This window comes from Paenibacillus filicis (assembly GCF_038070315.1).
Lineage (GTDB): Bacteria > Bacillota > Bacilli > Paenibacillales > NBRC-103111 > Paenibacillus_G > Paenibacillus_G filicis.
On sequence record NZ_JBBPCC010000012.1, the window covers coordinates 52,432 to 64,665 of the forward strand.

Below are 12,234 nucleotides of genomic sequence, written 5' to 3' on the forward strand. Positions count from 1 at the left end.
AGCTCGATAGGGGAATATGCTTCATCGGCTCCTGTCAGAGGATGGACTATTACTCTCGTAACGTCGTCCCCTTTGTCCCGCCATTGCCTGTCTGTCCGGACTTTGTCGTGTCCGTCTTCGTTCCTTGCTTGGTTCCACCGGTTGTTCCGGTTGTTCCGGTCGTTCCAGCCCCTCCCGTGCCGCTCGCCGACACGCCATCGGTCGTCCCGCCGGTCGTACTGGACGTCGATACCGGCAGCTTCGGACCTACGGTCTGCTCGAGAATAATGGTCTTCGTGACTGTCTCCGGACTGCGGCCGTATTTATTCTCCGCCTTGATCGTGATCGTATTCACCCCGGAGGCCAGGAAAATCTCCCGGCTCACCTTGCCTTGACCGGCCAGAACGTCATTGATATAGATATTCGGCAGCTTGTCGTAGCTGTCCGCGGCCTCGGCTTTCACCACAATAACGTCAGAGGCCGTCCGCTCCGGCAGTTCGGTCACACGCAGCTCGGGAACGGGCCGCATGATGAATGCGGAGACCGGTGTCCAGATCGCCGGTATGATGATGAATACTGTGACGGCCACCAAAACTGCCAGCAAGAGAGGCTTGCGGCGGCGCAAGATCAGCCGCTGCCAGCCGGGTGCCTGACGAGCGCGAATTTCACGGAATAGAGCGATAAAGGCATCATTGGGAAGAGCCATCAGTCTCTCACGGACCGGCTTCATACGCAATGCGCCATTGTCGTAACGGTCGAAATAACGGTTCAAGGCCGCCCGGTAATGCGGGTCGATGCCGCCGCTGCTCCCGATGAAGCGCTCATCCGAGGCGCTCCATTCGATAAATTCGTAGACTGTTTCCTTGCTCCCCGCAGCTTGCGCCACGTAGTCCAGCATCGGGTCAAAGTCGAAGGTTCCCCATTTCCCTGCCTCACCGCCTCCGCCGCCGTAGAAAGCAAAGGCCATGCCGGAAAAAGCGGAGCGCGGCAGCCCGTTTCTCCAGACTCCCCGCAGGAAGGCCTGCGCCCGGTCCAGCTCCAGCGGTCCTAGCTTGGACATCGCGGCGGCGGCCCGTGCTTCTCCCCCGCGCTCCATGTTCAGCACGCCATACACGGCCGACCAGAGCTCCAGCGTCAGACGGTGTCCCTTGGTCAGATGGGGCAGCAGCTCGGGGGCGGGAGGGTCCAGCATGAAGCCCAGACGAATCACATGCTCGGCCTCCAGCTCGGCAAGCGGGGCTTCCTCCAGCAGCATCAATTGAATCTCAAGCTTCAGCAGCTCGCAATAGTCTGCATACCGTTCCAGACCCGGCTGTTCCGACAGCTCCTCGAAGAATCGAAACAGCGCAGCTCCATTGTCCACCTTGCGGCCGGGGGTTTCCTTGGCCAGCAGACGCTTAACCGCCGACACGGTCTCGCCGGCAAAGAAATTGAGCGACAGCGGGTCCGCATAAGTCAGCCAGAACGCCAGCGCCGTTTGCAGAGCACGGGTCCCGTCGATCCGCCCCAGCACGAAGGCTGCGCAGCTCTCCGCTGTCCTCGGCGAGAGGCTATACAGCTCACGGAAGACAGAGCGGAACATCTCGGGACGACGCTGAACCGGCTCCAGCAGCGGAACCGTAGCCGCCGTATCGCCCCCGGCAGCGGCTCGCATGATGAACAGCGCCACTGCCCGGCTGAGCAGCGCACGTTCGCCCCGCTCCGCGTAGGCCTCGCAGCCCAGCATCGCATCGATCAGCAGCGGATCGCCAGTGCGCTTGACATCTGCCGTCTCCAAACGCAATAGCCGTACGAACAGCTCATGAAGTCGCGGCTTACGGGTGGCTTCGCCCTCTCCCTTCATGTAGGACGCCAGCGAGTGCCACACCTGTTTCCGGTCGGCATCGTATAGAGCATCGCCAGCCGGTCCGCCCTGCTCGATGGTGAACAAGGTGCAGAGCTCTTCATAGGCAGACAAGGAAAGCGCGTGACCCGCATCCAGCCCAGCCAGCGCCTGCTCGCAGAAGTCGAACAGCGCCTGCAGGCGTTCCGGCTCCCCGCGCAGCGTCCAGATCGTCTCCATCCACCGCCCGGCGCCTCCAGCAGATTCGACACCGGCCAGCCTGCCGGCCGACAGATCGAACAGCATCTCCCGCTCCAGCTGTCGGTCGGATTGACGCAGCGCCCCCTTGCCCAGGAACGTAACATGCAGATGCTGTTTCCCCTCCGCCTCTCCTGAGAAGGTCAGCACACCCATGCGACGACGGAACGCATATGGCATGCAGCTCCACAAGATCTGCATCAGCCGCCGGGCATCCCGCTCAGCACGGTCAGGCTCCCCGCCCAATACGACATACACCTTGCGCCGGTTCGTCACGGAGGCCATCATCGACATCAGCAGCATCTCGAACGTCTCCCGGGTGATCCCTAGCTGCGACAGCAGCACATCCGGGTGTTGAGACTGCGTCTGATCCGATGTTGGGATCGCTGCCGCTTCCAGCAGCTCCGGCAGCTCCTTGCCTTGTGCCGCATCATGCGACACAGCAAAATCCTGAATGGCGAATATCCGCTCCGGATGGCGGACCCATTCGTCTTTGCGAGTCGAAGGAATAACATATTGATGAGTGAAAAAGGCACTGCGCTGCCCCGTGAAATCCTCCGGAACATAGGCAGTTTGTCCAATGATCAGATCGCCGTTATCTGCGTAATACACCGCGAGTGCAGCTGGATAAGCCTCCGCTCCCGCATTCTCACCGTTCTCCGGCAGCTCAAGAGGCCCCTTGTAGTAACAATACGGGTGCAGCGCCGACTTGATGAACAAAGCATCCAGGCCCGGAGAAACCGCCACGGTATCGAAGCCTTCATTGGCCCGGAACACGCCCTCGCGCGCACGCGTAAAATAATGCTGCTGAATGCTGCGCTGTCCGTTCGCAATCACGTGGCATCTCTCCTGTCTATATATTCGAGCTGGTTCAGCAGCCAGATGAACGGCTCATCCACGCGAATCGGACTGATCACGCCCGTCACTTGGCGGTTCACCGGATTGGTGCCCAGCGCCGAGACGGCAAAATACGCCGTGTTGCGGAAATATACATCGACCGCGTCCTTGAACGGCCGGTCCACCTTCTCGATGAAGCGGCGGATTTCGCCATTAATATTTTCGAACTCCGTACGATCGAGATATCCCCTGTGCCTCACGTCTTTGAACACGTTGCTGTTCGGCTGGATGTAGTCGCTGTCTTCCTCCTGCAGATGCTGCAGCATGTCGCTCTTGGTTAGCACGATCGCGGTCGGAATATCGGTCTTGCCGCTCTGCTGGTGCGAGATGAAATTTTCATATAAGGAAATAACGACCTCTCGCGGCTCATCATAGCGGCTGGCGAACTCGCCTTCCTCCTCGCCCAGATTCAGGCGGATCTTGTCACGGATCGTCCGCACCTGAAGCGGGTCCACGAGAAACAGAATGCCGGAGGAGTTCTGGATATGAGACGCATAAATGTCCAGGTAAGCGCGCTCCACCATCCCCTCGCCTGCCACATCGAAGAACACAAGCAGCAATGGCGGCTTCGTCTCGTCCTTGAACACGAATTGAAAGATAAACGGCTCCTGCTGCTCGTTCGGGTTCGTCGATTGCAGCATGCTGCCGCGCTCGAAGATCGGCTCATGATAGTGATGACGGAATTTCCGCGAGATATCCGCGCTGAGCGGCATGCAGGCCGCATCGAAATGGGCCGCCGTCTCCGTCTGCAGCGTATGGATCAGCGAGGTCATATAGACCGACTTGCCGACCTGCGATGCGCCGACGATGGAAATGATATTGCTCGGCACCTGGCCTGCTGTAATCGGCAGCTCGTTGTGGCAGTGCGGGCACAGCCGGCGGCGTGTCGTAACGCCATAGCGGTCCGTGACCCCGACCAGCACCTGGCCGTTGTAGATGCGGCTGTCCTCGGGTATGAATTCAGGATCAATCACCGCCTCCATGTCAGGCAGAGCAAGCCGGAACTTACGGCGCCATTCGTTCAGCCGCTCGTCCTCCTGCAGGGCGAATTCATCGTCGTTCTCCTTCACATGAGCGGCCCGAAACACAACCTCGGAGGGCTCGCACTTGGCGAAGCAATAAGGGCAGACAATACTGTAGAAGGGCAGCCGTTCCTTCACAGGCGCCTTCTTCTCGAACAAGTTTTTGAAAAAGTCCAGCATGTGCGTTCCTCCCTTCCCGCTATATAGAGATTACCTTATTTGATCACATTCACTTATTCAGGTACAACCTCGAATTGATCCCCATAGACCCGGCCATCCGTCAGAAATAGACGTACCTGCTCCGCCCGGCCTATCTGGATCTCCGGCAGCTCGCTTCTGCCCGCCTGCAAATCCCGAAGCAGCGGGTAACGGGTACCGTCATCCGGGTGCAAGGGAACTCCGCCCTGCTTCTTGACATAACAGAGCGCTTCCTTGGGCACAGGGATCTCGCAGTACAGACTGATTTGGACGGGACGATGCTTCCCGAACCAGCCGAAGCCATATTGGATGCTGTACCGGATTTTGGCGCGGCCCCCGCTGACGCGCGCCAGATTATCCGCATCCAGTTGGCGGAAAGCGGTCAGTTGTCCTTGCTCCATCCGGCACGGGTAGATTCGGAAATACCGGACGCCGATGAAATCGGCAGGCAGCCGGTAGCCGCCGCGGACCTTGTACTCCTCGCGTGTATAAAGCTTCATGCGCAGCTCATCGGGAGTGGCGGCTGCTTCCTCGCCCCCGGCCCCAAAGCTATGAATATAGACGTATTGAATGTCGCCTGGCCAATGCCAGGTAACCAGGCATTCCCCGTCCGCCAGCCGCGAAGCGGCCTTGGTGATGCGCTGCCGATCATCCGGCGCTGTCCACAACATGTCCAAGCTCCCTTCCTTGATGCCTCAGCCCCGGCTAACTCAGCGGAACCGCTTGCCCGTGCGGCTGCCGGCCGCTCCGCTGCCAGAGCGTTCAGGTAGAGCGCCATAGCCTCCGCCTCTGCGAAAACGCCCCAGTCCCTCGCCCTCACGGTTCTCCTTGAATGCGAACAGCACGGTGGACAAGGTCAGCACAAGCGCCAGCACGAAATCTGCCAGCGCCCGCACGGCAGCAGGCTCTCTCGCCGGCAAGGCTCCTTCCAGCACCAGCCCCGACAACAGCCCGGCGGCAATACCGCCAAGCAGGAAGCTGCGGGCCAGGTACCGGTTATCGAAGACGATACCGAGCGCCAGTCCGAGCAAACCGCCGACCAGCAGCAGCGACGCGACGCGAAGCAGAGCCCTATACGTACTGTCCGCAGCCAGCCCCGTACGCTCCTCCAGCAGATGCCAGTGCTGCTGATTCGCGTAGATCGTATCGAGCGCCTCGGAGATGCCCTCCGCCTGATCGACGTGGCGGTAAGTGCCGCCGGTGGCTTCCGCAAGCTGCTTCAGCAGCCGGTTGCCCTGTTCATTCCCCTTCGACTCCAGACCAATCGTATGTATACTGAATCCCATCGCCACATAAGGGGAGGTCACATCCGTCAGATTCAACGCGCTGTAGCCGTCCGAAAGCAGGATGACGGCTCCTCGGTTGTCAGGCGTACCTGCCGCTCTCAATTGCTCGAGCGCTTGGTCCAGCGCCTTGGCGATGTCCGTTTGCCCGATCGGTTCAGGCGCTCCAGCAAGCTTGTCCGCTATTCCTTGGCGCGCGGCCCGGTCGTTCAGACTGACCAGGGGCTGCAGCCAGGTCGTGTCCTCATTGAACATCGCTACGCCTACCCGCTTGCTGTCCGACATATCCGCGATCAGCGAGGAAGCCGCCTGGCGGCTAAGCTTGGACGGATCATTCTCCTTCATGCTTTCCGAAGTATCCAATAAGAGAATATAATCGCGCGGGGCGGCTTTGCGTCCCAATTCCAGACCATACAGCCATTGGAACAACGTGCCTGCGGCGAAAAGCAGAAGCAGCGAAGCCGGCACCAGCCACTTCCAGCCGTCAGCGGCATAGCGGAGCTTCCAGTTCGATCCGTTCAGCCTTGGCGATATCGTCTCGGCCAGCAGGCAGCCTGCCGTGACGAACAGGCCAAAGACCCCAAAATACAGCCCCATCAGTACCGTTTCATGCAGGGTACCGGCAAGCCTGTCCAGCATCCATTCCCCTGCGAGATAGCCTATCAATCCTCCGGCCAGGCCGAGGACGACAAGCAGGCCATTCCATTTGCGGCGCTTCATCGGTCATCCCCTCCTTCCGTTTGATCCGTGCTCTCGGGCGTTCCAGTGCCCAGGTGCTTATTCGCTGAAGCACTTGATGTCGTTTCAGCGATGTGTCCGTCTGGCTGATGGGTACCCAGGTTTCCTGTCCTTGTATTTATTGCAGACGCTAAATCTTGAATGCCTGCTTGGCCTTGACTCGCAGGAATCCGATCATCAGACAGCGCTGACTTTCTCTCTAGCTCCAGCCCTGCGGACGGCTTCGCTGCTGCAGGCTCCCAGCCCGGACGGTGGAACGTATAGCCGCTGGCCGCATAGGTGTCATAGAACCGTTGGCCGTTGCGATACGCCATCAGATCGTCGCGGCGGAACCCGCCCATCAGGCGCAGCTTCTCTACGCCGCTGCTTGGGCCTTCATGCACACAACCAGCCTTGGAGTCCGTCTGCTCCGCGGCCTCAAGCGCATACTTGACCAGCTCGCTATGAGCGTCGCCGAACAGATAGCTCTCCTCATGCCGGTGGCGGTGCGTGAACCGATATACATCCGCGCGCACAGCCGATTCCTGATCCAGCGCAGCCGACAGGTCCCGGTACAGCTCCTCCTTGGTGAGAGCCTGGCGGTTGTCGTAGCTGACGGTGACATTGGCTCGCTCCAGCAGCTCCTGCTCGAAGGGCTGATGGAACAGCGGATGGGCGAACCAATCCTGCTCAGCTATCTGGATCAGCCGGTTGATATAGGCATCGTCCCCCTGCTCCAGTAAGGCAGCGACCGATCCGATCCGGCGTTCGCCGAATTCAAAGCGGGCTCCCCACCGCGATTCCAGCTCGGCGGCAATCCGGTCCACAACCTGCGTATAATAATCCTCCACATTGCGTCCCATCTCGCCGCTCGCTTCCAGAATACGGAGGCGGCAGGCATCCTGAAGCCGCTTGTCGATCGTGGTCAGCCTATCGATATACCGCTTGAGCCGGCTGTTCAGCTCCTCCAGCATATGCTCATACCTCAGCAGCAGCTCGCGTTTCAATTCGAGCACGAGCAGCTCCCGCTTCCAGCCGTAGATCCGGTCCAGCAGAGCGCTCACCGTTCCCTTGAGACCGGATTTTCCTCCGCCGAACAACCCGAACATGCCCCCGCGGGCCGCCGGCAGCCCGTCTGCACTTTCCTCGTACAGCGCCTCCAGCTCATCGCGGCCCGCCGCCAGACGACGATCATTCTCCAGCCGCCATTCGCGCACGGCGCTCGTAAGCCCATACCGCTCATCCGGCGAAGTCCATCGATAGACGGCCCACAGGCCGTAACGCGGGTCCTCGACGAGGCGCTGCCAGATTGCCTGACGCAGCCGCTCCGCCGGTCCGCCGGCAGATAAGCCTTCCTTCAAGCGCTCGCGCTGCCGTTCGAAGAAATCGCGCGCATTGCTGCCGAACAGCGCATTCTCCGCCTGACGCAGCGTCTTCCGGCGCAGCTCGCCGGGAGACAGCGGCTCGTAAAGCAGCCCCTGCATCTCCTCCACCGGGTCGGGATAGCGCTCCGTAACCCCCTGTACCAGGACATCGATCTGACCTGGATCAAGACCTAGCGTCTCCAGCAGCTCCCGCTGGCCGGTGTCGCCGCCATTATCCTGCAGTAGCCTCATCATGCGGCGATGCAGGGCCAGTAGTACCGTCAGCGCAATCGCCCGGTCAGGCCGGGTCACCTCCGCTAGACCTGCTGACGCATAATAAGCTTCAGCCGCCCCCGGAGGCATCATATTCTGACGGAAGAGCTGGTGATTATAAGGATTGAGACGGATCTCGCCGTCGGCGTTCTGCCGGCATCTGAGGAAGCTCAGCCTGCATACGATCCGGCTGCAAACCGCCGTATCATCCTCGGCAAATAATCCCCGTTCATCCTTGTCCCCTAGCACATAAGCCGTATCGAATAGTGGCGAGGGCCCATGCGATACCGGAAGCCTGAGCCCGTCATGGGTAAGCTGAAGACCGGCTTCGAACCGGAAGGTGCGATGCTGCATACGGTCCAATTCCTGAAGAAAGGCTACGCCCAGTGCGGCGTCATAGGCATAGTCGCTCTGCGACTGCTTCTCCCGCAGCAGGGTGAACAAGTCCGCCGAAACCGACCGGAAGCTTTCGCCAAGTACGGATTTCATCAGAACCGTCAGCTCGGGCAGCAGCGCATTCGCGGGATCGTCCGCCCGTGTAACGACGGCCACATGCACCTGCATCAGGGAGCCGTACAGCCGGCCTTTCTCTCCGATCCGCCCGACCATACGGCGCAGCAGCAGGTTCAGCTCCTGCAGCTTGTCTCCGTTGTCCATCAGGGCTTGCGGAAGCAAGCTTCGCGCTGAGCTCTTGTTCTCCCGTTCTCCGGCCCCCGGAGGCTGCCAGCAGAAGGTTTCGCTTCCGGCCGCCCCCTCGGGCTCCCCGGAGCCGATGTAGATATACATCACTCCGTCCGGATGCGTCCACTGCATCCGGTTCAACTCGTATAGACGCTCCAGCGCAGCCTTGGAGCGGTCGCCGACGACGAGAACGACGAGCGGATGGTGGAGACCACGCCGCTCCTCCGCGCCCGGATCTGCGCTGTCCATCCGCTGAACGTAAGCATCGGCAAATGCCGCCAGACGCTCCTTCATGCTCGCTACCTCCTCGGCCGGAGACATTAGTTGATGTCTTCCGGCCCTTTTCATGCCTATCTCAGACTCCGCACCATCTCGTTGACCTTGATGGCCAGTTCCTTGTAGAAGCGGTACATCTCTTCACCGTCCGCATAATCCCCGCGATCGTAGTCCAGCGCAGACTTCGCATCCTGGTACACGCCCGCCATCTCCTGCAGCTTGGCGACCAGGCCTGAGATATCCTCGGAGGCCGTGAGCTGGCGGATGCGGTCCGCTGTCTTGCGCTGCAGCTGGGCGAGCTGCTTGGGCTCCAGCGCCCGGAGCTTGCCGTACATCTCGAAGTCCACGAAGCGTCCGGCCTGCATCACGTTGGCGAACGGCTCCCACGCATCCTCCTCGGCACCGTGATCATACACATACAGCGCTCCGCGGCGTCCGATCGTGCCGGTGTAGATCGCCTCGATATACTGCTTGAGAAGCCGTTCCTCGTCCTGATGGGCGGCGAGCACCTTCTCCAGCGCCTCCAGCCGCTCACGGATCCGCTCGTACTTCCCGAGCTCCTCACGTACCTGGCGCAGCTGCTCCGGCGAGCGGATCAGATTCTCCTTGGCCAACTCTTCGCTGACGCTGCCGAAAATATCCTTGATGCTCTCCGTCTCCAGCCCCTGCTCCAGCAAAGCGCGAAGGTCGGTTACGCAGCGCTTGACCTCGCCCAGATTCGGACGGGCCTCCTGCAGCTGCATGCTGTAGCCGGCCAGCCTGCGGTCCAGATCCAATGCTCCGGTCACCACGCATTCGTAGCGGTGGATCGTGCCGGAATCGGCTGATTTCTCTCGGATGACGCCCTGCTTGACTGCCAGGTCGAAGATGCTGCGCACCTCCGCATTGTAGCCGCGCACCCGTCCATTGACATACGTATCGCCCCAGGAACGCTCGGGAATCGGCGACGGCAGATACGTCCAGTTGATCCGGTCGGTCTGCACCAGGTGGCGGCCGATGCCTTCCGGCTCGAGAATGGAGCGCTCATAGCTTTCCTCATACACCTTGAGCGGCGTATACAAGAACAGAGGGACCCCGTTCTGCGTGTTCAGCCAGAAGATGCGGTTCTTCACTTCGCTTTCCTTGATCGTAAAGCGGGAGTTGGCGATCGCATTATCCTGGAACGCCCGGATGCCCTTGAAAATATTCGGTGCCTTCACCGGCACCGAGACGAAGCCCCAGGAAGGGAAATTAAAATGGCCGGATGAGTTGGTCAGGTGGAACACCGGCTTCGCTTCCTCGTACAACCGTCCGGCAATACGCTGCTCGACCAGCTTCTCGATGGAATCCTCATGGCCGTACTGAATGACCAGATACTCCTCCATCGACTTCGTGATCAGCTCGCCGAACTGATCCGTCAGGAAGTCCGAGATGGAGCCGACGATATCGACCTCCTGCTCCTTGACCCACTGGTTAGCCTTATTCAGCAGCTCCTGCGTGAAGTCGCGGATCAGCTCTTGAGAGTTGCGGTCCTCGGTTAGCCGGCCGATCATCTTGGCCATATCCGGCACACTGACGACATTCCAGTAATACGTGCGATTGCCCTTGTGATCGACCTGCTCCTCCCCGTTCAGCAGCAGATTTCCATTTTTCTCAAAGATCCGGTTCAGCTCGTTCAGCAGCTCGGTGAATACCTGGTAAATCCGCGAATTGTCGTTATTGATCAGCGTGTACAAGTCCTCGTAAAATTCAATCATCTGCTCCATCCGCTCTCGGTCGGCATGCAGCATGTATTCCTGAATTTTCGCCTCAATATAGGCGTCCTTCTTACGGTCCTTGGAGATGAATGCACTCTTGGCCTCGCCAAGCTTCTGGAGTGAACTCTCCTGCGCAGCTTCCAGGTCCTGCGGCAGACGCAGCAGATTCTCCTTGAGCGCCTCGATATAGGAGGAAATCAGCTTCAGCAGGCAAAAGCCCTTATCCTGCAAAATAATACGCGACGCATAGAACGGCCCCTGCTCTGGATGGAGAAACACGCGCGTGATCTGCTCGGTGAACCGCTCCTTGACCTCGCCCGGCAGCTGCCGGCGGCACTTGATATATTCCTCGCGCGCCCGCGACAGATAGCTCTGCTCCAGCTCCGTATCGACGTGGACCACCTGCTGCTTTACGACATTGTTGTAGCTGAGACGCTCGCTGTTCTTATAGCCGGGCAGCGCCTCAGGCACACGCTTATCGAACTCCCGATGGATCGAGTCGGGGTCAAGCCCCAGCTTATGCGCCAGCTTCTCGACATCCTCCTGCGACGGTCCGGCCTTGAACATCTCGTCCATGCGCTGGAATACTTTGTAGGCGAGAAATGTCGTCATTTCCTCAATCGGCAGCACGGCGGAGGAAGCGCCCAGAATATTGTACTGATAGTTAGCGGCATAGGCTTTCGGCATCTGGTTGATATTGGTGCGGATATTGCTGATATAGTCATGGATGGCGAATTCCTCGCCGGAAGCCTTCTGCTCGCTCGCCATGAAGTTGGTAATATTCTCGGCCGTCACATTCATGCAGTAGTCGTAGGCGTTCTCCAGCAGCTTGCCCTCAAGATTCGTCGCTGAGATCAGATGCGCCAGATTGAATGGCGGCATCGGCGACTGGACGTTCAGGATGTTCGCATATTGCTGGCGGAACCGCTCTCCGCGCTCGTCCACATTCATCCAGTAGTCAAGCTCCTTGAGCGCGGCGTAGCCGTTTTTCTTGATATATTCGCGGGAATGCTCGGTCAGGCTCTTGTTCGCAAGATTGACGTCCGGGGTAAAGAGGTAGCCCAGAATGCTCACCTTGTCCACACCGGCAGAACCGTAGTCCCGCTCGAGAATCCCCCGTACGATATAGGAAATGTCAAGGAAGCAGCCGCTTCCTGTACCGCCCGACAGCCCGGTCAGCACGAACACCATCAGCTTCTTGTTGGTGCCGATCATCAGAGACTTGATCTTGCGCTCGATCGTTTGGACGACCTGGATAATTTTAGTGAAGAGCAGCAAGCGCCCGGCTTGGCGCACTCCGGAGGCACCGTTGATCCCATCCGTAATCGTCAGCTCTGGCGACAGCCATTCCTTGATATAAGGCTCCAGAATGCTGCGGTTCTGCAGCACGCTGCCGATCTCGGCATTCGCCAGCAGCACGAATTCAGTCATCGGATCGAGCCCGACGCCCTTATAGCGCTTGCCACGGTCATGCTCATTGGTCTCGAAGGCTAGGAATTCGATATTATCTGGCTTCTCGCGCTTCTTCTTCGTATGCGGGTCCTCAGGCAATCTGAATCGCCGGTTCACCTGGTACTTCAGACGAAGCAGCGCATCGATGCCCGTCCCGCCCAAGCCGATGACCAGCATCGGATTGTCGATCGTATCCACCCGGATCTTCTCGCTGACGATTCCTCCGCCCAGCGATACGTCTAGCTGTTGAATATGCTCTCTAACGACTGCTTTCAT

General features: G+C 59.4%; 6 protein-coding genes. All 6 read right to left on the reverse strand.

Annotation, left to right across the window (positions count from 1 at the left end):
• Positions 1-49: 49 nt before the first annotated feature.
• The 6 genes from WMW72_RS18630 to WMW72_RS18655 are packed head-to-tail and all read right to left on the reverse strand — an operon-like array spanning position 50 to position 12,234.
• Entirely contained in the window at positions 50-2,896 is a 2,847-nt protein-coding gene (locus tag WMW72_RS18630; RefSeq protein ID WP_341417041.1) for a GAP1-N2 domain-containing protein, read from the reverse strand.
• Positions 2,893-4,158, reverse strand: coding sequence for a TRAFAC clade GTPase domain-containing protein (locus WMW72_RS18635; protein WP_341417042.1), 1,266 nt, complete (start codon positions 4,156-4,158; stop codon positions 2,893-2,895). The genes WMW72_RS18630 and WMW72_RS18635 overlap by 4 nt, the downstream gene beginning before the upstream one ends.
• Before the next feature lie 53 nt (positions 4,159-4,211).
• Positions 4,212-4,847 carry a hypothetical protein gene (locus tag WMW72_RS18640; RefSeq protein WP_341417043.1) on the reverse strand — a complete coding sequence of 212 codons (636 nt, stop codon included), beginning with the start codon at positions 4,845-4,847 and terminating at the stop codon, positions 4,212-4,214.
• A 39-nt stretch (positions 4,848-4,886) separates the two neighbouring features.
• Positions 4,887-6,179: a vWA domain-containing protein gene (locus WMW72_RS18645; RefSeq protein WP_341417044.1), complete on the reverse strand. Its 1,293-nt coding sequence runs from the start codon at positions 6,177-6,179 to the stop codon at positions 4,887-4,889.
• Positions 6,176-8,788 carry a hypothetical protein gene (locus WMW72_RS18650; protein ID WP_341417045.1) on the reverse strand — a complete coding sequence of 871 codons (2,613 nt, stop codon included), beginning with the start codon at positions 8,786-8,788 and terminating at the stop codon, positions 6,176-6,178. Before WMW72_RS18650 ends, WMW72_RS18645 begins: the two co-directional genes overlap by 4 nt.
• Before the next feature lie 56 nt (positions 8,789-8,844).
• Positions 8,845-12,234: a tubulin-like doman-containing protein gene (locus WMW72_RS18655; protein WP_341417046.1), complete on the reverse strand. Its 3,390-nt coding sequence runs from the start codon at positions 12,232-12,234 to the stop codon at positions 8,845-8,847.

Excerpts from the sequence above, each read along its gene's own strand:
- WMW72_RS18635 (WP_341417042.1), bottom strand. The coding sequence starts at position 4,158 with ATGCTGGACTTTTTCAAAAACTTGTTCGAGAAGAAGGCGCCTGTGAAG.
- WMW72_RS18640 (WP_341417043.1), bottom strand. The coding sequence starts at position 4,847 with ATGTTGTGGACAGCGCCGGATGATCGGCAGCGCATCACCAAGGCCGCT.
- WMW72_RS18645 (WP_341417044.1), bottom strand. The coding sequence starts at position 6,179 with ATGAAGCGCCGCAAATGGAATGGCCTGCTTGTCGTCCTCGGCCTGGCC.
- WMW72_RS18650 (WP_341417045.1), bottom strand. The coding sequence starts at position 8,788 with ATGAAGGAGCGTCTGGCGGCATTTGCCGATGCTTACGTTCAGCGGATG.
- WMW72_RS18655 (WP_341417046.1), bottom strand. The coding sequence starts at position 12,234 with ATGAAAGCAGTCGTTAGAGAGCATATTCAACAGCTAGACGTATCGCTG.